This window comes from Microbacterium sp. PMB16 (genome assembly GCF_051294855.1).
Classification (GTDB): domain Bacteria; phylum Actinomycetota; class Actinomycetes; order Actinomycetales; family Microbacteriaceae; genus Microbacterium.
On the sequence record NZ_CP145908.1, the window covers coordinates 2,252,728 to 2,275,082 of the forward strand.

The following is a 22,355-nucleotide window of genomic DNA, read 5'->3' on the forward strand; positions in this document are numbered from 1 at the left end:
TTCTCAATGACGACACCCGCGACCCGCAGTCGTGAGAACACGCGAGCGCGTCTGCTCGAGGCGGCGGCCCAGGTCTTCGCCGAAGTCGGACTCGACGGAGCATCCGTCGAAGCCGTCTGCGAGCGCGCCGGTTTCACCCGAGGAGCGTTCTACTCCAACTTCGAATCCAAGGACGAGCTCTTCCTCATGCTCACGGCGAGCGTCGCCGAGGTGCGGGTCAACGCCGTCCGCACCCGGGTCGAGGAGATGACGGCCGAGGGTGCGCTCTCGCCGGGATGCGATCCCATCGAACTCGTGCAGCAGGTGATGGAACTCGGCGGCGATGACCGGCTCGGCGTGATGCTGATGAGCGAGATCCGCATCCGCGCGCTTCGCGATGCGCAGTTCGGCACCGCGTACCTGGCGCAGGAGCGGGAGATGGTCGCGAGCATCGCGCGGATCGTCGAGGACATCGTGGATGCCGGACTCCTGAAGCTTCGCCTCCCCGCCGAGGTCGCGGCGCGCATGCTCATGATCGTCTGGGAGGGCATGACGGTCCGCGGCGCGATGGCCGGACAGGACGACGAGAAGCTCCGCCACTCCGGCAGTGAAGAGCTCGGGCGGTTGGTGCAGCTGCTCGTCGTCGAGTAGCGCGAGGCTCCGCGCCCGGCGCTCAGCCCGCCGTCTCGGTGAGCTCGCGGTAGCAGCGCTCGAGTCGTTCCAGCCACCAGTCGCGGCGCTCGTCGGAGGCGGCCAGGCGCGTGAGCGCCGCGGCATCCGGCGTCACCCGACCGACGGGGATCGCGCCGTCGATGGGGCGCAGGTCGGCGACATCATCGAGGAACAGCGACGAGGTGCCGAGGCCGCAGTCGTAGTCCAGGTTCGGGAGAGCAGCCGCGAGGGCGGCACCCTGTGACAGGCCGATCGCGGTGTCGAGCGCGCTCGAGACGACCACCGGAAGGCCGGCCGCGGTCACGATCTGCAGCGCATGCGTCACTCCGCCCAGCGGTTGGGCCTTGATCACCAGGATGTCTGCGGCGCGAGCACGAGCGACGGCGAGCGGATCCGACGATTTGCGCACGCTCTCGTCAGCGGCGACCGGAATGCCCATGTACTTCACGCGCTTGCGCAGGTCGGCGAGCTCTTCCACGGTCGCGCACGGCTGCTCGACGTACTCGAGGTCGTACTCGTTCAGAGCGTGCACCGCGTGCTCGGCTTCGTCGACGTTCCACATCCCGTTCGCGTCGACGCGGATACGTCCCTCGGGGCCCATCGCCTCGCGCACGGCGCGCACCCTGGCCACGTCATCCGCCAGGGTCTGGCCGGGTTCGGCGACCTTGACCTTCGCGGTCCGGCATCCGACGAAGCGAGCCATCAGCGCGGCGACCTGAGAGGCGTCGACGGCCGGGATCGTGGCGTTCACCCGGATCTTCTCGCGCAACGGTGCCGGCTGCTGCTGCCAGCCGAAGTCGATGGCTGCGGCGAGCCAGGTGGCCGCCTCGGCATCCTCGTATTCCACGAACGGCGAGAACTCGGCCCACCCCTCCGGTCCCTCGAAGAGCAAGGCCTCCCGGGTGTCGACCCCGCGAAAGCGGGTGTGCATCGGGAGGGAGACGACTCGGGCGGATGCGATGAGATCTGCGAGCGGGGGGAGCATGTGCCCATTGTGCCCCGGTCGCCATCCGCCGTCGCTGATGTCGCGTCGTGTCGCTGCGCGTGGAATTGAATACCGGTATACCGCGTCCTCCTCTGTCGCGGCGTCCGCGGCCCTCCTACGCTGACCGCGTCGACGCCGATCGGCGTCGACATCGCAGAAGCCGGAGAAGAGTTCGCAATGAAGAAGAGACTGCTCAAGATCGCCGCCGTCGCCGCCGTCAGCGCCGCTTTCGTGATCGGAGGTTCCTCGGCTGCATCGGCCGACGCCGACTTCAGTAACGTCTGGGGCTGTACGCGCACGACGGGAGAGGACTACTACTACTGCAGCGACAACGGGGGCAACTCCTGGTACACCGACCGCCCGGACTGGAACCCGTTCTGGAACATCATGTGATCCCCGGTGAGCGCGCGGCCTCCGCGCGCTCACCTCACTCCAGGCGCTTCTGCAGCTCACCCATGCGCTCGCTGGGGCGGAAGCCGAGCAGCGTGTTGACGGCCAGCATCTGCGTGTTGGACTCGGCGTTGTAGGTGTAGACGGCCGGCGTCTGCGGGGCTTCGCGCTGCAGCATCCGGAGATTGGCGAGCTTCACGGCCGTGCCGAGTCGGTGTCCGCGGTCGGCACGCCGGACGAGCGTGCCCCACTGGTACGCGTTCCCGTCATCGCCCGAGACGACGAGCTGGGTGTACGCGGCGGCTTCGCCATCTGCAGTCAGCGCGACCGTGCCGAAGGAGACGCGGTTCTGCCGGGCGATGAGTTCTTCGTTCTCGCGGATGCTCGCGACGTCGGGCTTCACCGGCTCGATGTCGAGCTCCCCGCTGGGGGCCTCGGTGTCGACGGATGCGTCGAGCGCGGCCCATCCCTCGACGAACTCGTCCGGCACCGGACCCACCCAGCTGCGGATCTCGTATCCCGCGATGGCTGCAGCGACGTCGGCTTCGAGTCGGTCGAGGAGCGCAGTGTCGAGCGGCAGGCCGAGGCGATTCTGCACATCGCCGAGTGCGAGCTCGTAACCGTGGCGTCGGGCGAACTCGCGCCCGGGGAGCCGGCACCGTCGGCGCCGAGGGCGTAGGGCCAGGACGTGGTGCTCTGCACGACGCGGCGGCCGGATGCTGCAGCGTCTGCCTCGAGGAATGCCAGTGCTGCCGAGCCGACGCCGCGCCGACGGTGTGCGGGCGGGACGCTGATCGCGATATGGGCGACGTGGGTGTTGTCCTTCCGGGGGAGTGCGAGTCCGACCGCGGCGACGACTGCGGACCCGTCGTGCACGAGGAAGGTGCGGCGCTCGACGGTCGCCGAGGTCTGCTGCAGGGCGCTGCGGGTCTCCTCCCGGGTCCACACCAGGGCGCCCTCACCGCGGTCTGCGCGCTCGGCCGCCGCATAGGCATCCCACCACGCATCCACCGCTGCTCCATCGAAGGCGTCGACGGGCCTGAACTCCACACTCATCCCCTCACCCTATTTGCGCTCCCGCGGGAGCGGGGGAGAGGCGGCCACCTACACAGATGTGTGATTGACAATGGTGTGTGACGCACAGTAACGTGTGAGCCATGAACGAAACGCTCGACACCCACCTGCAGGAGCTGCGGCGCGGCACCATCGTGCTCGCCTGCCTGCAGCTGCTGCGCACGGCAGGCTACGGCTACGGGCTTCTCGAGGAGCTCGAGCGCCGCGGCTTCGCCACAGACGCGAACACGCTGTACCCGCTGCTTCGCCGACTGGAGAAGCAGGAGTACCTCACGAGCGAGTGGAACACCGACGAGGCCAGGCCCCGCAAGTTCTACCGCACCTCGACTGCCGGCGTCTGGCTCGCCGACACACTCACCGACGAATGGCGGTCGCTGACGACAGCGATCGCGTCCCTCACCTCAGAGGAGAACTGACATGACCGCAACCAGCACCACCACGCTCACCGAGCGCTACATCAGCGCCACGATCCGCAGCCTCAGCCCCGACGCGCAGCACGACGTGCGCGCCGAGCTCGAAGCATCCATCGCCGACGCGATCGAGGCGCGGCTCGAGCAGGGCGAGACGCGGTCTGCCGCGGAGCGCGCCGTGCTCACCGAACTCGGCGACCCCGGCGTCCTCGCCGCCGGTTATGCCGACCGCCCGTTGTATCTCCTCGGCCCGCGGTTCTACCTGACCTGGTGGCGCGTGCTCAAGGTGCTCCTGATGACCGTGCCCGTCTGCGTGCTCGCCGTCGTCGCGCTCGGCCAGACGATCTCCGGAGCGGCGGTCGGCGGAATCATCGGCACATCGATCGTCGCTGCGGGCGGTGCGATCCTGCACATCTGCTTCTGGACCACGCTCGTCTTCGTCATCCTCGAGCGCTCCGGAAGCTCGACCGTGATCGACGAGTGGGACCTCGACAAGCTCCCTGAGCCCTCGGAGACCGCCGGACGCACCGACCTGATCGCCTCTCTCGTCTTCCTCGGGATCGCTGTCGGCGCCTTGCTCTGGGACCGATTCCGCGGCTACGTCGTCATCGATGGCGAGGGCCTGCCCATCCTCAACCCGGGACTGTGGCCGTGGGGGATCGGCATCCTGCTGCTCATCATGGTCGCGGAAGCCTTGTTCGCGGTCGCCCTCTACCGCAGAGGACGGTGGAACACCGGGATGGCCGTGATCAACACCGTCCTCGCGCTGGCGTTCCTCGCCTGGGTGCTCGTCCCGCTGCTGACCGGTGACCTCGTCAACCCGGACTTCCTCGCGCACATCGTGGCCGCAGGGGGAGAGGGCTTCGCTGAGGGGCAGGCGGAATCGGCGGAACAGGGCGGGGTCTTCCGCATCCTCGCCGTGCTCCTCGGATTCGGTGTCGCCGCGGGTGTCGGGTGGGACATCGCCGACGGCTGGATCAAGGCGGCACGCGCACGCCGCGCCTGATAGGTGCACCGCAGAGGAAGCGCCGTCCCGTTGGGGCGGCGCTTCCTCCGTTGCGCGGCGGGGGCGGGGAATAGGCTGGGCGGCGTGACCCACGCATTCGTCTCCGACCTGTTCGACCCGGCCGAATGGGTGCTCGCGCCCGGTGCCGAGGACTACACCGACATCACCGCGCACGTCACGCACGACGGGGGCGTCGCCCGGATCGCGTTCAACCGGCCCGAGGTGCGCAACGCCTTCCGCCCGCACACGGTCGACGAGCTCTATCGTGCCCTCGACATCGCCCGGCAGGACTCGAAGATCGGCGCGGTGCTGCTCACCGGCAACGGTCCGAGCCCCAAGGACGGCGGATGGGCGTTCTGCTCCGGCGGCGACCAGCGCATCCGTGGTCTGGACGGGTACAAGTACTCCGATCCTTCGTCGGGCTCAGGAACCGGGGAGGTGACGGGCTCAGGGACCCAGGCCCCGTCTGCCGGAGTGGGAAGGCTGCACATCCTCGAGGTGCAGCGCCTCATCCGCTTCATGCCGAAGGTCGTCATCGCGGTCGTCCCCGGCTGGGCGGCCGGCGGCGGGCATTCGCTGCACGTGGTGTGCGACCTGACGATCGCCTCCGCCGAGGAGGCGCGTTTCAAGCAGACGGATGCCGACGTCGGCAGCTTCGACGCCGGATACGGGTCCGCGTACATGGCCCGCCAGACCGGGCAGAAGTTCGCCCGCGAGGTGTTCTTCCTCGCCGAAGAGTATTCGGCGCAGCGCGCATACGAGGCCGGCGCCGTGAACCGGGTCGTGCCGCACACCGAGCTCGAGCGCGAGGCGCTGAAGATGGCGCGCACCGTGCTGACCAAGTCGCCCACGGCGATCCGCATGCTCAAGTTCGCGTTCAATGCGGTCGATGACGGGCTGGTCGGCCAGCAGGTCTTCGCCGGTGAGGCGACGCGCCTGGCCTATGGCACCGACGAGGCCGTCGAGGGCCGCGACTCGTTCCTCGAGAAGCGCGACGCCGACTGGTCGTCGTTCCCCTGGCATTACTGACGCATCGCCCGACACGCACATGGTCGCCCTGATCCCGACGGATGCCGAAGATCCGGCGCAGCTGCGCATCGTGCTGCAGCGCGCGCTGGAGGGTGGTCCGGCCGTGGGGTTCGGGATGCTCGCGGGCGCGCCGGATCAGGTGTCGGATGGGGTCGCGGCGGTCATCGCGACGTCCGGTTCGAGTGGTATCCCCAAGCGGGTCGCCCTGAGCGGGGAGGCGTTGCGCGCGAGCGCTGAGGCGACCGCTGCCCGCATCGGCAGTGGGCGTTGGCTGCTCGCCCTGCCCGCCGGCTACGTGGCCGGCCTCCAGGTGCTGGTCCGTTCGATCCTGGCGGGCACGGAGCCCGCGACGATCGACGGCAGGTTCTCGCCGCGGTCGTTCGCCGAGGCGACCCTGGCGATGCTGCGTCCCTCGGACGGGCCGGCCACCGGCATCCCGGAGCTGTTCACCTCCCTCGTACCGGCCCAGATCTCGACGCTGCTCGATGCCGCGGACGACGCCTCCGTGCGCGCCGCGCTGCAGGCATATCGCGCGATCCTCGTCGGCGGCCAGTCGCTGCCGGAGCCGTTGCGCGAGCAGGCGGCCGACCTCGGGGTGCGACTCGTGCGCACCTACGGGTCGACCGAGACCAGCGGCGGATGCGTGTACGACGGAGTGCCGCTCGACACGGTGAGCGTTCACTCCGTCGACGGCGAGATCCGCATCGCCGGACCCATGCTCGCCGAAGGCTATCTGGGAGACGCAACGCTGACCGCGCGCACTTTCCTGCGCGATGAGCACGGCATCCGCTGGTATCGCACGGGCGATCTGGGGCTCGTGGAAGATGGCGTCGTGCGGGTCCACGGTCGCGCCGACAACGTGATCGTGTCGGGTGGCATCAACATCTCCCTCGACCGCGTCGAGCGGATCGTGCGCCGCATTCCCGGGCTCACCGGTGCGGTCGTCGTCGGCGTCGAAGACGCACGGTGGGGCGAGGCCTCGGTCATCGTCGCCGCACGGGGAGAGGCGCTTCGGCGCAGCGAGGCCGAACAGCTGGCGCACGCGCGTGACGCCGTCGCGGAGGAGATCGGAGCCCCCGCGAGGCCCACGAGGCTCATCCTGGTCGACGAGCTGGAGCTGCTCGCCTCCGGCAAGCCCGACCGCGAGGCGATCCGGCGGGCGGTCGCCGCACTGCACTGAGCCGATGGCGCAACTGCCAGACTGAAGCGCATGGCCTCGTACACGCACGGACATCACGAATCCGTCCTCCGGTCGCACAACGTGCGCGACATCGCGAACTCCGCCGCGTACCTGCGACCGCACCTCACAGCCACGACCCGTCTCCTCGACGTCGGAGCCGGGCCGGGAACGATCACGGCGGACTTCGCCGGCGTCGTCGCCCACGTCACCGCGACCGAGATCGACGAGAACGCTCTCGCGCTGTCGCGGGATCTGGCCGCCGCCCGAGGCCTCACCAATCTCGACTTCTCGGTCGAGGACGTGCACGCCCTGACCTTCCCCGACCACTCCTTCGACGTGGTGCACGCGCACCAAGTGCTGCAGCACGTCGGCGACCCCGTGCAGGCCCTCCGCGAGATGCGGCGCGTCACGATACCCGGCGGCATCGTGGCCGCTCGCGACGCCGACTACGCGGGTTTCCTGTGGTTCCCGGTGATCCCCGCTCTCGACCGTTGGCTGGCGCTCTACCAGCAGGCCGCTCGCGCCAATGGCGGAGAGCCGGATGCCGGCAGGCGACTGCTGTCCTGGGCGCGGGCTGCCGGCTTCGCAGATGTCACGGCGACGGCATCCACCTGGTGCTACGCATCGGCGGCCGAGCGTGCGTGGTGGGGCGGCATGTGGGCCGACCGCATCCTCGAATCGGCCCTCGCGCGACAGCTCGTCGACACGGGGATGGCGACGCCCGCCGATCTGCAGGCGATCAGCGATGCCTGGAAGAGCTGGGCCGACGACGGCGACGGCTGGTTCCTCGTGCCGCACGGCGAGATTCTCTGCCGGGCGTAGGTACTCGGATACATCTCGAGACGGATGCCGGGCGTGAGGCGCTCGCGTAGCGTGGGGGAGTGATCCGTCCGCTCTCCCGCACGGCGCTGATCCTCGACATCGTCGGGGCGGCGCTGCTCTTCCTCGTCCTGATGCCGACCTCGGTCGTGCTCTACGGGCCGAGCACCGGCGGCACCGTGATCCAGGGCACGAGCGTCGGAGCAGTGGTCGTCGCCGGCATCCTGATGTTCGGTGGCGTCGCGATCGGTCGCCTCGCCCCCGGCCTGGCGCTCGGCGCCGCATGGGCGGGTGCGGCCGTGCAGATGCTCGCAGGATTCGGTCCGCTCCCCATCGACCTCGCCATCCTGCTCGTGCTCTACGCGACCGCCGCGTGGGGCACCCGGCGGGTGCTCTGGTGGGGATTCGGTTCGACGCTGCTCGGCGGTCTGATCGCGGCCGTGTACATGGTGTTCGTGAGCGGTGTGTCCTTCGGGACAGGCAGCGGATGGGACCGGCTCACCGGCGGTGTGCTCCTGCTCATCGTCTCGGTGCTCGCCCTGGGCTTCGCCTGGGTCTGCGGGCTGCTCTGGCGGGTCGTGCTGCGGGCTCGGAGCACGCGCTCGGCACAACTCCAGGCCGAGTCCGTCGCTGCCGAGGAGCAGGAACGCGTGCGCATCGCGAGGGACATGCACGACGTCGTCGCCCACTCGCTCGCCGTCGTGATCGCGCAGGCCGACGGCGCCAGATACGCCGCTGCGACGAAGCCGGAGATGGCCACGGAGGCGCTGGGCACGATCGCACAGACCGCCCGCGGCGCACTGAGCGACGTGCGGATGCTGCTCACCCAGCTCCGCCACCGTCAGGGCGACGGGCCGCAGCCGACGCTCGCCGACCTCGAGGCGCTTTTCGCGCAGGTGCGACAGGCGGGCGTCGAGCCGCTCGTCACGGTCGACCCGATGCCGCCGGGCGAGCCGCCGGGAGCGATCCAACTGGCCGTCTATCGCATCCTCCAAGAGGCGCTCACCAACGCGATCCGGCACGGCGACGGCACGGTCCACGTGCACCTCGCGTGGCTGCCCGACCGCGTCGACGTCGAGGTGCGCAACACGGTCGTCGGTGATGCGCCTGCTGCCTCCGGCGGACACGGCCTCATCGGCATGCGAGAGCGTGCGCAGCTCGTCGGCGGTAGTCTTCAAGCCGAGCGTCGAGGCGCGCAGTTCGTCGTCCGAGGTTCGCTCCCCATCCAGGCTGCAGCCGATTTCGGGGACGGGCAGTGACGCATCCGCACGACCAGGGAGAGCACGCATGATCAGAGTCGTCCTCGTCGACGATCAGGCGCTGTTCCGGGCCGGCATCCGCATGTTGGTCGCGTCGCAGCCCGACCTCGAGGTGGTCGGTGAAGCGGGCAACGGGCAGGAGGCGCTCGAGGTCGTGCGCACCAGCCGCCCCGACGTGGTGCTGATGGACATCCGGATGCCGGTGATGGACGGTCTCACGGCGACCGCCGAGATCCTCACGCGACCCGAGCCCCCGCGCATCGTCATGCTCACCACGTTCGACCTCGACGAGGCCGCGGCCCGAGCGATCCGTCAGGGGGCGAGCGGCTTCCTCCTCAAGGAGGCCGACCCGGAGTTCCTGCTCGCCGCGATCCGCACCGTGCACGCGGGATCCAGCGTGATCGCGGCATCCGCCACTCGCGATCTGTTCGAGCACTTCGCCGAGGCGCCCAAGCCCGTGCCGCCGCAGTTCGCCGACCTCACCGACCGCGAGAAGGAGATCTTCGCGCTCGCCGCGCGAGGACTGTCGAACGCCGAGATCGCCGGGCGCGAGTACTTGAGCGAGGCCACGGTGAAGACCCACATCAGTCGTATCCTCACGAAGCTCGCGCTGCGCGACAGGGTGCAGCTCGTCGTCTTCGCGTTCGAGCACGGCCTCACCTGATCGGCATCCGCCGGGCTCCGGCCTGCGCCCCCGACGCCTCGCGGAGGCGATGACGATTCGCGGAGGCGATGACGATTCGCGGACGAATCCACCCGAATCCCTCCTCGAACCGTCGGCCTGTCCGCGAATCGTCGCCGCGCGGATCATCCTTGCGATGTACGACGGATGCCTCCTCCGGGCGACGCGCCGCGGTGGCCGCGGAAAATAGCGTGGAGGCATGGAGATCACGACCACCGACCTCGGGCTCGCCGCCCGCGTCCAGCACCTGAAGAAGACCTACGGCTCGGGTGAAGGGACCGTCCGCGCGCTCGACGACGTCAGCGTCGGCATCCGCCGCGGCCAGTTCACCGCCATCATGGGCCCCTCGGGATCAGGCAAGTCCACGCTCATGCACATCATGGCCGGACTCGACAGCCCCACCGAAGGACGCGCCTGGATCGGTGACACCGACATCACCGGGCTCGGAGACCTCGACCTCACGATCCTCCGCCGGCGCCGCGTCGGCTTCATCTTCCAGGCGTTCAACCTCGTGCCGACCCTCGATGCGCTGGGCAACATCATGCTGCCATTCGAGCTCGACGGGCGTCGTCCGAGCGCGATCGAGCGAGCCCGCATCGACGGTCTGATCGAGACGCTCGGCCTCGGTTCACGGCTGAACCACCGCCCGCACGAGCTCTCCGGCGGACAGCAGCAGCGCGTCGCGATCGCCCGTGCTCTCGCCACCGCACCCGACCTCGTCTTCGCCGACGAGCCCACCGGCAACCTCGACTCCAAGACCGGACGCGAGGTGCTGCAGCTGCTCGCCACGGCCAGCCGCGAGCACGGCCAGTCGATCGCCATGGTCACCCACGACGCCATCGCGGCGAGTCACGCCGACCGGGTGCTGTACCTCGGAGACGGACGCATCGTCGCCGACCACCCGCGCCAGACCGCGGAGCAGATCTCCGCGTACATGCTCGCCGCCGAGGTGGCGGCATGACCGCCGTCGCTACTCTCGTGCCCGAGACGGCCGCGACCGGCCCCCGCTTCGGCTGGCTCCGCGACCGCGGCATGGGCGCCAGCATCCTCGTCGCCGGACTGTCTGCGGCGTTCGGCGTGATCCTCGTCGAGGTCACGGCCTACATCGGCGCGGTGCTGCAGGCCGATCCCCTCATCGGCGACAGCGAGACGCTCGCCTTCGTGGTCGCGCTGCTCTCGGTCCTGCTCACCGCTGTCGCCATGTACGTCGCCGCGATCGTCACGGCCAACACCTTCGCGACCATCATCGCCGGGCGCACCCGGCAGATCGCCCTCATGCGCCTGATCGGTGCCACCGCCAGATCCCAGCGAGCCGAGGTCGGCAAGCAGGGACTCGTCGTCGGGGTGCTGGGAGCGGCGATCGGTCTGCTCGCCGGTCTCGTGGTCTCTGCTGCCGGCGTGCTGGTGGGCTCGCAGCTCATCGTCAACGACCCGTCGGGCTTCACGCTCGCGCAGCCTTTCATCGCGCTGCCGGCCATCGGTGTCGCACTCACGACGTGGGCGGCCGCCTGGGCGGGCTCGCGTCGCGTGCTGTCGGTGACACCGCTGCAGGCTCTCGGCGGTTCGGTCGAGCGCACGCACGAGGAGGTGTCCGGCAAGCCGAGCCGTCACATCGGCGCATGGATCCTGCTCGTCGTCGGAGCAGTACTGCTCGCGGGCGGCGTCTTCGCCGGCCTGCTCAGTCCGGTCGGGGTGGTCGTCTCGTTCGTCGGCGGCGTCCTCTCGTTCACCGGCCTGGCGCTCGGATCCGTCATGTTCATGCCGCCGGTCCTGCGCCTGGTCGGTCGGATGTTCGGATCGAGCGCCACCGCCCGGCTCGCCGCCGAGAACGCGCTGCGCTACCCGGAACGCTCCTCGCGGATGGCGATCGGCGTGGTGATGGGCGTGACGCTCGTGACGATGTTCGCTGTCGCGATGGAATCGGCCAAGCGGCTGATGATGAACCAGACCGGGGGCGACGTCCCAGAGGACTTCTTCGCACCGTACGACGCATTCGCCTCGATCATGATGGTGCTCGTCGCGGTCTCCGCGGTGATCGCCGCCGTCGGCCTCGTCAATCTGCTGACGATCGGTGTCGTGCAGCGTCGACGCGAGCTCGGACTGCTGCGCTCGATCGGTCTGTCGAACGGTCAGGTGCGCCGCATGGTGCTGCTCGAGGCCACGCACATCACGGTGGCAGCGACACTGACGGGGCTCGTGCTGGGCGTCGTCTACGGCTGGATCGCCGCGCAGTCGCTGCTCGGGTCGGTGCCCACGCTGCCCGACTTCGAACCCGCCGGTCTCGTGGCTCCGCAGATCCCGTGGATCCCGATCGCGATCATCGTCGTGGCGACCGCCGTGCTCACCCTGGTTGCGGCCGCTGCACCGACGCGACTGGCGACCCGGGTGGCTCCCGTCGAGGCACTCGCGGCGGACTGACGCCGACGCGCTGCGCCTCTAGGCTGGACGGATGCCGTCGCCGTTCGATCAGTCCACGTATCAGGTCCGTCTCGACTGGGGCATCGCGGGTCTCGCCCGTCTCGCCCCGGCCGACATCGTCGTGGTCGTCGACGTGCTCCGATTCTCCTCGACGCTGGCGGATGCCGTCGCTGCGGGCTCCGAGATCGAGTTGGCCGACGCGGTGGAGTGGTCGAGCAACGGCGCGGCGGTGGTGTCCGCTGCCTCCGCATCCGCTGTCGCCGCGAACATCGAGACGACGGTGTTCGTCGGCGGCATCCGCAATGCGTCGGCCGTGGCACGTGCAGTGCAGACCGTGCAGGAACAGCGCCAGGCACGGACCTCGGTGGCGATCATCGCTGCAGGAGAGGTCGATCCCGCCGGCGGCCTCCGCTTCGCGGTCGAGGATCAGCTCGGTGCCGGCGCGATCATCGCCGCTCTCACCGACCTGGGCATCGATCACACCGCGCCGGATGCCGCCGTCGCCGCCGAGGGGTTCCGTGCTCTCCGACGCGCTTTGCGGCACCTGCTCAGCGCGAGCGGTTCGGCGCGAGAGCTCGAGATCGGCGTGCCGTCGACCGCCCGCATGGCGGCATCCGGTGTGGTGCCGGCTTCGACCACGGATGCTGCCGCCCTCGACGCCGTCGATGCGGTCCCGGTCCTGCGCGACGGTCGATTCACGCGGTTCCTTCCCCAGACGGTCTGACCCGGGCCCACGGCGCCGTCGGCAACCCGCCGCGGAGCGCGCGCCGACGGCGCGGTCGACACGTAGGGTCATGGCATGAGGTACCTCCCCGCTGTCATCGTCGACGCCCTGTTCGTGCTGATCTTCGCCGCGATCGGACGCGCGTCGCATCAGGAGAGCCCGGCGGAGTTCCTGCTCACGGCATGGCCGTTCCTGATCGCCCTGGTCGTCGGGCACCTTCTCGCTGCTCTCCTGCCGGGGCGTCCGCGCCGACCGTGGTCGCTCGCGTGGGGTGCGCTGGTCTGGGTCGTGACAGTGGCGGGCGGCATGCTCGTGCGAGTTCTCAGCGGCGACACGGCCGAGGTGCCCTTCATCATCGTCGCGACGCTCGTGCTCGGCGTCTTCCTCGTCGGGTGGCGCGCGATCGCGGCGCTGCTGCGCCGGCGGCGCACGACCCCGCGACCGGCCGAGGGGGAACACGAAGCGGATGCCGCAGCATCCGAGGAATCCGACGATCGAGCGGTCTGATCCGGCGTTCTGATCGGACGTTTCAGCGCGACATCTGCGCGGCGAGACGGGTGTCGGTCGTGATCTCACGACGCGTCCAGGCGAACACGTGCCGGGGGTCGAAGGTGCGAGAGCACCGCGCGCACGAGGTGGCTCTCGTGGGACGGCGGTGGCGATAGGTGACGTGCCCGGCGGGGCAGCGGCCGACCCAGGGCGCGAGCTCGACGGCGGTCTCTCCGCGATGCGTGGTGCCGCCGACGTACCCGATGTCGCGGGCGACGCGTTTCCAGGCTGCTCCGTGGGCGGCGGTGTGTCCGGCCATGGCGTGCGCCACCTCGTGCAGGAGCACCTGATGGATCTCGTCGTCGTCGAAGCGCGCCGCGAGATATCGCGAGACGGTGATGCGCTTCTTCGTGTAGTCGCAAAGTCCGGCACGGCGCTTGGCGTGGTCGAAGTCGAACGACCAGCTGTCATCGAGATGCAGTCTGATCAGTGCTTCACCCCAGATGCGCACACGGTCAAGTTCCGCCATGCGCTCAGGTTAAGCCATCCCGCCGACATCGCGGGCCAGGCGTGCGCTCATCCCGCGACGAGCTGCGTGGAACGCCGGCGCTCCGCCGCTTCGATCGCCAGCAGTGCGGTCTCGAGGTCGCGATCTTCGGCACCCGCCTCACGTCGGAGGAACAGCGAACGCTTGAAGCTCTCGCGGGCTGTTTCGTAGTCGCCCGCGTCGTAGGCGTTCTTGCCGTGGTGGTGGTGGGCGAACGCGGCGATCGAGATCCACCGCTGCCCCTCCGCCTCGTCCGCGCACGTGGCCAGCTCCTGCTCCGCGGCGGCGTAGGCCCCGCGATACTGCAGGATCGTCGCGTGCAGCACCCGTGCCCTCAGCACATCCTTGCGCGTCCCGGCCATGCGCGCTTGACGCACCGTCTCATCGGCCAGGACGAGGGCCTCGTCGAGCCGATCGAGCACCTTGAGCAGCCACACACGCTCGAGCAGCGCCGGCAGGCTGCGCTGCGACTCGATCTCTGCGAGACGAGCGGCGCATTCGTCGAGATCGACGTGCTCGCGGAGGGTCTCCTGGTCATATCCCTGAATGAAACTCATTGCTCTCCTTCCGCAGCGTCCCCGTCCAGTCTGCCTGCCGCGCAAGACCTCGACGGGGCGGCGCGCCCCACGCCTCGGCATCCGTTCCGGAAGTCCCTATGGGGCACGATCTGCGGACCTGGTCACGATTTGCGGATGCTTCGCGCGAAAGCATCCGCGAATCGGGACACCATCCGCAGATCGGGACAGGCAGATGCCCGCACATCACGCGCGAAGTCAGCGCAGGAACAGCGAGGCGTTCGGTCGGGGTGATGCCACGGCATCCGCATCGGTCACGATCCGGGCTCCCTGCACGAACGCCTGCACCTCCGCGCCCTGGGCGATCTTCGCCGGATGCGGGCCCGCGGCGAGCATGCGCGGCAGCCATTCGGTCGGCAGGGGAGCGGTGGATGCGGCGATCACGAGGTTGCCGAACCGACGCCCCTTGAGCACCTGCGTGTCGGCGAGGATGCCGACCTCAGGGAGCACGTCGGCGATCGTGGCCGCCTGCCGCCGCGCGAATGCCAGGCCCGGCCCGTCGGCGACGTTGACCAGCAGCACGCCGCTCGGGGCGAGGAGGGCCGCGAGCTCGCGGTAGAACTCGATACTGGTGAGGTGCGCGGGGGTCTGCGCACCCGAGTACACGTCCGACACGACGAGGTCGCACTGTGCCTGCAGGGCGGCGGGGAGGCGGGACACGCCTTCGCGCGCATCGCCGATCCGGATGCGGATACCCGCACTCTTCGGCAGGGGCAGGTGCTCACGGACGAGCTGTGCGAGCGGGGCCTCGAGCTCGATGACCTGCTGGCGGGATCCGGGCCGGGTGGCATCGATGTAGCGGGGGATCGTCAGGGCGCCCGCACCGAGATGCACGGCGGTCAGCGGACCCTCGGGAAGCTGGTCGATGACGGCGCCCATGCGCACGATGTACTCGAAGTGCAGGTGCGTCGGATCGTCGAGATCGACGTGCGACTGCGGGGTGTCGTCGACGATCAGCTCGAACCCGCTGGTGAACTCCGAGGGCACGATCCGGGCGATGCCGCCGTGGTCGAGTCGGGCCTGCGGATGCTCGGTGTCTCGCGATCGCGTCCGGCCCATGAGGTCGAGCCTACGCGGCAGCGGCGGGCATCACCGCTGCTTGCCGTTGGCGCAGGTCTCCTGCTCGGCGGTCTGGCCGGAGATCTCCGGCGGCAGCGTCGCCCGGGGCGCCGGGGTCGCCGTGGACGTGGGGTCCGGTGTCGACCCCGGAGCCGGAGTGACGAGCTCGACACCCGAGTGCGTGGCGACGTCTCCGGTCAACTGCAGCGGCTGCCCGGACTTCATCGCCGCCCAGAGCGCATCGGCAGCCTGCTCGTTGGGCACGACCTTGTTCGAGTTCTCGGGGTCCTCGACGTTGGGGTACTGCACGAACACGAAGTCGCTGAACGGCACATCGTTCAGCGCGAGCGCGAGCTGGGCCAACCGGAGCGGGTCGCTCAGCGACTCGCTCGGCACGATGTTGTCGGCGACCGCGTTCGCGAGTCGGAGCACCTTCGGCACGTCGGTCAGCGTCTCCTCGCTGAGGATCTTCTTCGCCAGACGCGACATGTACTGCTGCTGGTTGGAGATGCGCGCGAGGTCGCTGCCGTCGCCGACGCCGTTGCGCGTTCGGATGAACTTGAGGGCGTCGTAGCCGGAGATCGTGCGCGGGCCGGCTGCCCAGTCGATGTCCGTCTTCGGGTCGCGGATGCCGTCGCCGCCGATGCAGACCTCGACGCCGCCGATCGCGTCGGTGATCTCCATCACGCCGTCGAAGCTGATCTTGGCGGCGAAGTCGATCGGGATATCGCCGAGCTCGCTCACCGTCTTCACGACGCAGGAGAGGCCGGCGTGGTCGAAGACCGAGTTCATGGGCTGCTTCGACATCGAGGACGCGACGGATCCGTCCTTTCGCGTGCACTCCGGCACCGGGACGCCGAGGTCGCGGGGGAGCGAGACCACGGTCACGTTACGGGGCTCGGCGGAGACATGGATGAGGAGGTTCACGTCGTTGAGCACCCCTCCATCGGCTTCGGAGCAGCGCGGGCCGAGAAGCTGCGTCGTGATCTCGCCGCACTCATCGGTGCCGACGATCATGATGCTGAACGCCTGGTCCGCGGGGAAGGCGCCGACCGTCGGAGGCTGGACCTCTGACGACCCCTCGAGCACCTCCGCATCGTCGCCGACCCGGTTGAAGAGGTCGGTCACGACGAACGCCGCGACGGCGATCGCGGAGACGAGGACCACGCCCAGCGAGATGCCGAAGAACTTGAGGAATGTCTTCCCGGCGCTCGGCGTGGGGAGGGTTGCGTGCCGGGCGACCGTGTCGCGCCCGCCGCGCTTCTGACTGCGAACCATGCTCGGGAGCCTACCCATGGCTCCGGAGAGGAAGCCGTGCGCCTCCCCGGAGCTGCCGATGTTACGGGGGCATGACGATTGTGAGAGTAACTTGCAGGCAATTAGTTAGTCGTGGATACTTTTTCCTACCAGGTGAGCAGCCGATGCCCGCCAGGAGAAATTTCGAAGAGGAGATCCCCTGATGCACAAGCGCATTCTTCCGGTCGTGGCGCTGGGCGCTGCGGCCACGCTCGGCCTCGCAGCCTGCGCCGGTGGCAGCACTGGCAGTGGTACCGACGGAGAGGGCCAGGAGCTCACCGTCTGGATCATGAAGGGCACCAACCCCGACGCGACCGCCTTCTACGACAAGGTCTCCGAGGCCTTCGAAGAGGAGACCGGAGCGAAGGTCACCATCGAAGAGATCCAGTGGGCCGACGCCCACGATCGCTTCGTGACGTCGATCGCCGGCGGCACGACGCCTGACATCGCCGAGACCGGCACCACCTGGACCGCCGAGTTCGCCGACGCCGGCGCGCTCGAGGAGCTGGACGACTACGTCGACGCCGAGAAGGGGCTGCGCGACGACCTCGTCGAAGGGCTCACGGTGGCCGGCACCTATGACGACGCGCTATACGGCATGCCGTGGTACGCGGGCGTCCGCTCGATCGTCTACCGCACCGACGTGTTCGAGGAGCTCGGGCTCGACGCCCCGAAGACCTGGGACGACATCGTCACCGCCGGTGAAGCCATCAAGGCCGCGAAGCCCGACATGCTGCCGTTCCCGGTCGCGGGCGACGCCGAGTTCCAGGTCTACCCCTGGGTCTGGGGTGCGGGCGGAGAGATCGCCACGCAGGACGGCGACAAGTGGACCAGCGAGCTCGACAGCTCCGAGTCGCAGGCCGGTATCGAGTTCTACACGGGCCTCGCCACCGAGCACGGCTTCTCCTCGGCAGGTGCCACCACCTGGAAGGAGACCGATCTCCGCGACGCGTTCACGCAGGGCAACGTCGCCATGATGCTCTCGGGCTCATGGACTCCGAAGGCGCTCATCGAGGCGAACCCCGACCTCGAGGGCAAGATCGGCGCCGCGGTCATCCCCGGCGAAGACGGCGGCATCGCTCCGTCCGTCCTCGGAGGGTCGCACCTCTCGATCTTCAACACCACGAAGAACGCCGACCTGGCGTGGGAGTTCGTCAAGCTCATGACCACCGGCGAGTTCGCCGAGCAGTGGTCGAACGAGACCGGCTACTTCCCGGGCGTCCAGTCCGCGATGGAAGAGGCGCTCGCCTCGACCGACCCGCTCGTCGCCCCGTTCGCCGAACAGATGGTCGACGGCGGAGCATCCGTTCCCGTCACGCCGAACTTCGGAGCCGTGCAGGCGAAGAAGACGACGAACGCGATGATCCAGGCCATCCTCAGCGGCCAGAAGGACGTCAAGACCGCGACGAAGGATGCCGCGGCCGAGATGACCGACCTCCTCAACAAGAAGTAAGGCACTCACCCTCCATGTCGATGGTGCAAGCGCCGCTGCCGGCCACGAAGACGGAGTCTCCCTCCGCCTCCGTGGCCGGTGGCCGGCCGAAGCGGGGAATCTCGCTCATCAAGGCCCGCCCGTGGCTCCTTCTGGCGCCCGGATTGGCGATCCTCGCGGTGCTCATGCTCTGGCCGCTCGTCCAGGTCGTCATCTACTCGCTGCAGGACTACGGCCTGCGCGAGATCAACACGGGTGAGAACAACTGGATCGGCCTGGAGAACTACGCCGAGGCGCTCACCAACCCGACGCTCTGGACCGTCGTGCTGCCGAACACGGTCGGCTTCGCGGCCGTTGCCGTGTTCGTCACCGTCGCCGTCGGCACGCTCGTCGCCCTGCTGCTCGCCCGCCTCGGCACCACCTGGCGTGTGATCGTCTCGAGCTGCATCATGGTCGCCTGGGCGATGCCCGCCGTGACAGGCACCTACGTCTGGACCTTCATCTTCGATGCCGACCGTGGCATCTTCAACGCGGTCCTCCGGGACCTCGGCCTCATGGACGGCTCGGTCAACTGGTTCACGAACCAGTGGTCGTTCTACGCCATCGTGCTCCTCAACGTCGTGCACCACGGCTTCCCGTTCGTCGCGATCACCGTGCTCGCCGGGCTCCTCGGCGTCTCCAAGGAGATGCTCGAGGCCGCGGCCCTCGATGGAGCCGGCGCCTGGCGCCGCTTCTGGCAGATCATCTTCCCGACGCTCAAGCCGGTGTTCTCGGTCGTCATCATCCTGTCGACCATCTGGGACTTCAAAGTGTTCGCGCAGGTGTATCTGATGCCGGGTGGCTCCGGCGGCAATCGCTCGGTGCTCAACCTCGGTGTCTGGTCGTACGTCGAGTCGTTCGGCCAGAACCGCTACGGCTTCGGGGCTGCGCTCGCCGTGCTTCTCACCCTCGTGCTGATCGGCATCACGATCGTCTACATCCGGTCCCTCATGAAGGAGGACGAGCTGTGAACCCCCGCGCTTCGCTCCGCTCCCGGATCGGGCTCGGCATCGCCGTCGCCGCAGTCCTGATCTTCACGCTCTTCCCCGTGTACTGGATGGTCTCCAGCGCCTTCGACGGCAAGGCCTCGAGCGGCGGGCAGTCCCTGCTGCCGCAGGAGTTCACCTTCGACAACTTCGCCTTCGTGCTCACCGACGGCGGCTTCGGCACCTTCCTCCGCAACTCCGCCATCGTGGCACTCGTCACCGTGCTCGTGAGCGCACTCGTCTGCCTGCTCGCCGCCGTCGCGGTGGCCCGTTTCCGCTTCAAGTTCCGCACGACGATCCTCATGATGATCCTCGTCGTGCAGATGGTGCCGCTCGAAGCGCTCGTGATCCCCCTGTTCCTGCAGGTGAAGACCCTGGGCCTGCTGAACAGCATCCTCGGACTGATGGTCGTGTACGTCGCGCTCTCGCTCGCCTTCGGCATCTGGATGCTGCGCGGCTTCGTCGCCGCCGTTCCGGTCGAGCTCGAAGAGGCGGCGTACATCGACGGCGCCAGCTGGTGGCGGATGTTCCGTTCCGTACTGCTGCCGCTCGTGATGCCGGGTCTCGTCGCGACCAGTATCTTCAGCTTCATCACGGCGTGGAACGAATTCATCTTCGCGATGACGATCCTGGGTGCCGAAACCGACCAGTACACGGTGTCGATCGGTCTGAAGTCGTTCTTCGGCCTGCACTCCAACGACTGGGGGAGCATCATGGCGGCCTCGACCATCATCACGGTTCCTGTCATGATCTTCTTCGTGATCGTGCAGCGGCGGCTCGCCTCCGGAATGGTGGCAGGAGCGGTGAAGGGATGAGCGCCGAACTCGAGCGGCTGGCGAACGGCGTGCTCTGGCCGGGGTTCCTCGGCACCGAAGCGCCGACCTGGCTCCGGGAGGAGCTGAGCGCCGGCCTCGCCGGAGTGGTGTACTTCGGGCAGAACGTCGGCGACGGGCTCCTGGCTCTCAGCGATGAGATCCTGGCGGCGAACCCGAACGCGCTGATCGGCATCGACGAGGAGGGCGGCAGCGTCACGCGGCTCGAGTCGGCCACAGGTTCCACGGTGCCCGGGGCGGCGCAGCTCGGTCTGCTGGATGACCTCGTCGCATCGGAGATGACCGGCGCGGAGCTCGCCCGGCGGGTGCGGGCGGTCGGTGCGAACGTCGTGCTCGGGCCCGTTGCGGACGTGAACACCGACCCGCGCAACCCGGTCATCGGCGTTCGTGCTTTCGGGGAAGATGAAGCGCTGGTCTCGCGACATGTCGTCGCGACGGTGGACGGCATTCAGGACGGTGCCGTCGCGGCGTGCGTCAAGCACTTCCCGGGGCATGGCGACACGCATCTCGATTCGCATCACGCCCTTCCCGAGATCTCGCTCGACATCGAGGAGTACGAGCGCGTGCACCTCGAGCCCTTCCGCGCCGCCATCGACGCCGGAGTGGACGCCGTGATGACGGCGCACATCGTCGTGCCCGCCTGGGGAGAGGCGCCCGCGACGCTCAATCCACGGGTGCTGCGGATGCTGCGCGAGTGGGGGTTCGACGGGGTCATCATCACCGATGCGCTCGACATGGCCGCCATCCGCGAGACCGTCGGCATCGATGGGGGCGCTGCCCTCGCGCTCGCCGCAGGCGCCGACCTGCTCTGCATCGGCAACCCGACGAACCCGGGAGACGCCGCGCTGCCCGACCAGGACCGGCAGGACTTCCTCGCGGCGCGGGATGGGATCGTCGCCGCACTCCGCAACGGATCGCTGTCGCGAGCGCGGGTCGAGGAAGCCGCGGGCCGGGTCGCCGCGCTCGCCGCCAAGCTCCGCTCCGCCGCCGCGGAGCAGCACGACCCGGTCGAGGAGCTCGACGGCGCGGAGATCGTCCGGCGCGCCGTCACCGTCGTGGGCGGGGCCCCAATCGCGGCATCCGCTCTGTCCGTCGTCGATGCGCGCCGTCGCTCCTCTCTTGCGGTCGACAGCGCCGCGGGATACGTGACCCGCAGCCTCGTCGCCGACGGCGTCAGCGTGCGGCTCGATGTCGCGAGCAGTCCCTTGCCCGATCAGGACCGGATACTCGACCAGATCGTCGCAGCCGCCGGGACCACCGTGCTGCTCATCGATCGGCCGGATGCTGACCCTGCGCAGCGCGCCCTCGTCGAGCGGGCTGCGGTGCGCGACCCGAGTGCGGTTGTCGTGAACGTCGGGCTGCCGGCCCGGCATCCGTTGCCGCTCCCGACCGTGGAGGTCGCCGCGGCCAGTCGGCTCGGCGCCGAGATCGCCCGGGAGACGCTGCTGGGCCGCGTCTCTGTTCCGGAGGGGCCAGGAATCGCCGGCTGAAGCCGGAACCCGCTCATGGACGCTGACGTTCTCGCACTGGTGCGGCGCTCACTGCCGAAGCTGAGCGCGGCCGAGGCGCGCGTCGCGGAGACCATCCTGGGCGACCCGACCCTCGTGGTCGACCTCGCGATCAACGATCTCGCGAAGCTCTGCCACACGTCCCTGTCGACTGTGGCGCGCTTCGCGCAGTCGCTCGGGTACAGCGGCTACCGGGAACTGCGCGTGGCTGTCGCGCGCACGATCACGCTCGCGCAGGCCCAGCAGGCGCGATTCGGGTTGGACAGCACGGCGATCGACCCGGACGACGAGCCGGTCGCGATCGCCGCGAAGCTCGCCGCGATGGAGATCGACGCGATCGAGAAGACCGCTCGTGCGATCGATGCGGCCGGTCTCGATCGTGTCGCTCGGGCCATCGTGGCGGCCCGTCATATCGACCTGTTCGGGCAGGCGGCCTCATCGCTGACCGCGCAGGACCTGCAATTGAAGCTCGCTCGGATCGGGTGCTCCGTGTCGCATTCGCCCGACCCGCACCTCGCGGTCACCACGGCGTCGCTGCGCACCGTGGACGACGTGGCGATCGCCTTCTCGCACGGCGGGGAGACCCAGGAGACCATCCGCGCGCTCGAAGTCGCTCACGATGCCGGCGCGCTGGCCGTCGCGGTCACCAGCGCCCCCGAGTCGGCGCTCGCTCTGGTCGCCGACGTCGTGCTGCTCACCCACGCGATCGAGTCCCCGTTCCGCATGGCGGCGATGTCGAGCCGGATCGCCGCGCTCGCCCTCGTCGACGTGCTCTTCGTGCGGGTCGTGCAGCACCGGGGGGAACCGGTCGCCGTGTCCCTGCGGTTGACGCACGACGCTGCCGCTCCCCGCCGCCGGCGCTGACGTGGACGCCGGTTCAGCGCCGGAATACCGATATGGCGGACTGGTCGATACCGGATCGCAACATGCGGGTGTTTGGTTTCTGAGAATTCACTGGGTAGCG

Annotated in this window: 24 protein-coding genes and 1 pseudogene; 18 read left to right on the forward strand and 7 right to left on the reverse strand. The window is 69.1% G+C overall.

Translation table 11 applies throughout. The features are described 5' to 3' along the window. The first annotated feature begins 6 nt into the window (after positions 1–6). Positions 7–630, forward strand: coding sequence for a TetR/AcrR family transcriptional regulator (locus V5D55_RS10815; protein WP_435742816.1), 624 nt, complete (start codon positions 7–9; stop codon positions 628–630). A gap of 22 nt (positions 631–652) precedes the next feature. On the opposite strand, the gene V5D55_RS10820 is transcribed toward V5D55_RS10815, so the two are convergent. Next, positions 653–1,636 carry an o-succinylbenzoate synthase gene (locus V5D55_RS10820; protein WP_435742819.1) on the reverse strand — a complete coding sequence of 328 codons (984 nt, stop codon included), beginning with the start codon at positions 1,634–1,636 and terminating at the stop codon, positions 653–655. Between the two features lie 177 nt (positions 1,637–1,813). Between V5D55_RS10820 and V5D55_RS10825 the strand changes: the two genes are divergently transcribed. Then, the gene (locus V5D55_RS10825; RefSeq protein WP_435742822.1) at positions 1,814–2,029 is read left to right on the forward strand and encodes a hypothetical protein; all 216 of its coding nucleotides are present in this window, start codon (positions 1,814–1,816) and stop codon (positions 2,027–2,029) included. 34 nt (positions 2,030–2,063) lie between these two features. On the opposite strand, the gene V5D55_RS10830 is transcribed toward V5D55_RS10825, so the two are convergent. Both V5D55_RS10830 and V5D55_RS10835 read right to left on the reverse strand, forming a co-directional pair. Further along, positions 2,064–2,624, reverse strand: coding sequence for a hypothetical protein (locus V5D55_RS10830; protein WP_435749351.1), 561 nt, complete (start codon positions 2,622–2,624; stop codon positions 2,064–2,066). 164 nt (positions 2,625–2,788) lie between these two features. Further along, a pseudogene (locus V5D55_RS10835) lies at positions 2,789–3,082 on the reverse strand (GNAT family N-acetyltransferase); the annotation flags it as partial. A 101-nt stretch (positions 3,083–3,183) separates the two neighbouring features. Between V5D55_RS10835 and V5D55_RS10840 the strand changes: the two are divergent. The 11 genes from V5D55_RS10840 to V5D55_RS10890 all read left to right on the forward strand — a co-directional run bounded on the left by V5D55_RS10840 (position 3,184) and on the right by V5D55_RS10890 (position 13,134). Continuing rightward, entirely contained in the window at positions 3,184–3,516 is a 333-nt protein-coding gene (locus V5D55_RS10840; protein ID WP_435742825.1) for a PadR family transcriptional regulator, read from the forward strand. A 1-nt stretch (position 3,517) separates the two neighbouring features. Further along, positions 3,518–4,516: a permease prefix domain 1-containing protein gene (locus tag V5D55_RS10845; RefSeq protein WP_435742828.1), complete on the forward strand. Its 999-nt coding sequence runs from the start codon at positions 3,518–3,520 to the stop codon at positions 4,514–4,516. 84 nt (positions 4,517–4,600) lie between these two features. Continuing rightward, positions 4,601–5,545 carry a 1,4-dihydroxy-2-naphthoyl-CoA synthase gene (locus V5D55_RS10850; protein ID WP_435742831.1) on the forward strand — a complete coding sequence of 315 codons (945 nt, stop codon included), beginning with the start codon at positions 4,601–4,603 and terminating at the stop codon, positions 5,543–5,545. Between the two features lie 19 nt (positions 5,546–5,564). After that, entirely contained in the window at positions 5,565–6,725 is a 1,161-nt protein-coding gene (locus tag V5D55_RS10855; RefSeq protein ID WP_435742834.1) for an AMP-binding protein, read from the forward strand. 30 nt (positions 6,726–6,755) lie between these two features. Next, complete coding sequence (locus V5D55_RS10860) at positions 6,756–7,547, forward strand: class I SAM-dependent methyltransferase (protein WP_435742837.1); 792 nt, start codon at positions 6,756–6,758, stop codon at positions 7,545–7,547. Positions 7,548–7,606: 59 nt separating this feature from the next. Further along, the gene (locus V5D55_RS10865) at positions 7,607–8,803 is read left to right on the forward strand and encodes a sensor histidine kinase (RefSeq protein ID WP_435742840.1); all 1,197 of its coding nucleotides are present in this window, start codon (positions 7,607–7,609) and stop codon (positions 8,801–8,803) included. A gap of 28 nt (positions 8,804–8,831) precedes the next feature. Further along, entirely contained in the window at positions 8,832–9,467 is a 636-nt protein-coding gene (locus V5D55_RS10870) for a response regulator (RefSeq protein WP_435742842.1), read from the forward strand. A 217-nt stretch (positions 9,468–9,684) separates the two neighbouring features. Then, positions 9,685–10,446 (forward strand): ABC transporter ATP-binding protein, encoded by a 762-nt coding sequence (locus tag V5D55_RS10875; RefSeq protein ID WP_435742844.1) that lies wholly within the window; start codon positions 9,685–9,687, stop codon positions 10,444–10,446. Further along, positions 10,443–11,903, forward strand: a complete 1,461-nt coding sequence (locus V5D55_RS10880) for an FtsX-like permease family protein (protein ID WP_435742845.1) — start codon at positions 10,443–10,445, stop codon at positions 11,901–11,903. Before V5D55_RS10875 ends, V5D55_RS10880 begins: the two co-directional genes overlap by 4 nt. A 31-nt stretch (positions 11,904–11,934) precedes the next feature. Continuing rightward, on the forward strand, positions 11,935–12,627 hold the full coding sequence (locus tag V5D55_RS10885) for a 2-phosphosulfolactate phosphatase (RefSeq protein WP_435742848.1): 693 nt from the start codon (positions 11,935–11,937) through the stop codon (positions 12,625–12,627). Between the two features lie 75 nt (positions 12,628–12,702). After that, positions 12,703–13,134, forward strand: a complete 432-nt coding sequence (locus V5D55_RS10890; RefSeq protein ID WP_435742850.1) for a DUF3054 domain-containing protein — start codon at positions 12,703–12,705, stop codon at positions 13,132–13,134. A gap of 22 nt (positions 13,135–13,156) precedes the next feature. Here V5D55_RS10890 and V5D55_RS10895 read toward each other — a convergent pair whose 3' ends face one another. The 4 genes from V5D55_RS10895 to V5D55_RS10910 all read right to left on the reverse strand — a co-directional run bounded on the left by V5D55_RS10895 (position 13,157) and on the right by V5D55_RS10910 (position 16,575). Then, a complete protein-coding gene (locus tag V5D55_RS10895) occupies positions 13,157–13,645 on the reverse strand; it encodes a SprT-like domain-containing protein (RefSeq protein WP_435742853.1) in 489 nt (162 codons plus the stop codon). Positions 13,646–13,692: 47 nt separating this feature from the next. Continuing rightward, on the reverse strand, positions 13,693–14,220 hold the full coding sequence (locus tag V5D55_RS10900; protein WP_435742856.1) for a hypothetical protein: 528 nt from the start codon (positions 14,218–14,220) through the stop codon (positions 13,693–13,695). A 216-nt stretch (positions 14,221–14,436) separates the two neighbouring features. Next, complete coding sequence (locus V5D55_RS10905; RefSeq protein ID WP_435742858.1) at positions 14,437–15,297, reverse strand: spermidine synthase; 861 nt, start codon at positions 15,295–15,297, stop codon at positions 14,437–14,439. A 30-nt stretch (positions 15,298–15,327) separates the two neighbouring features. Beyond that, on the reverse strand, positions 15,328–16,575 hold the full coding sequence (locus V5D55_RS10910; RefSeq protein WP_435742860.1) for an LCP family protein: 1,248 nt from the start codon (positions 16,573–16,575) through the stop codon (positions 15,328–15,330). 181 nt (positions 16,576–16,756) lie between these two features. Between V5D55_RS10910 and V5D55_RS10915 the strand changes: the two genes are divergently transcribed. From V5D55_RS10915 to V5D55_RS10935, 5 genes are read left to right on the forward strand one after another with little or no spacing between them, the layout of a single operon-like run. Continuing rightward, positions 16,757–18,046, forward strand: a complete 1,290-nt coding sequence (locus tag V5D55_RS10915) for a sugar ABC transporter substrate-binding protein (protein WP_435742863.1) — start codon at positions 16,757–16,759, stop codon at positions 18,044–18,046. Positions 18,047–18,060: 14 nt separating this feature from the next. Further along, positions 18,061–19,035: a carbohydrate ABC transporter permease gene (locus V5D55_RS10920; RefSeq protein ID WP_435742866.1), complete on the forward strand. Its 975-nt coding sequence runs from the start codon at positions 18,061–18,063 to the stop codon at positions 19,033–19,035. Next, the gene (locus V5D55_RS10925) at positions 19,032–19,865 is read left to right on the forward strand and encodes a carbohydrate ABC transporter permease (RefSeq protein WP_435742868.1); all 834 of its coding nucleotides are present in this window, start codon (positions 19,032–19,034) and stop codon (positions 19,863–19,865) included. The genes V5D55_RS10920 and V5D55_RS10925 overlap by 4 nt, the downstream gene beginning before the upstream one ends. Continuing rightward, complete coding sequence (locus tag V5D55_RS10930) at positions 19,862–21,373, forward strand: glycoside hydrolase family 3 N-terminal domain-containing protein (RefSeq protein ID WP_435742870.1); 1,512 nt, start codon at positions 19,862–19,864, stop codon at positions 21,371–21,373. Before V5D55_RS10925 ends, V5D55_RS10930 begins: the two co-directional genes overlap by 4 nt. Before the next feature lie 15 nt (positions 21,374–21,388). Continuing rightward, positions 21,389–22,255, forward strand: coding sequence for a MurR/RpiR family transcriptional regulator (locus tag V5D55_RS10935; protein ID WP_435742872.1), 867 nt, complete (start codon positions 21,389–21,391; stop codon positions 22,253–22,255). Positions 22,256–22,355 lie beyond the last annotated feature (100 nt).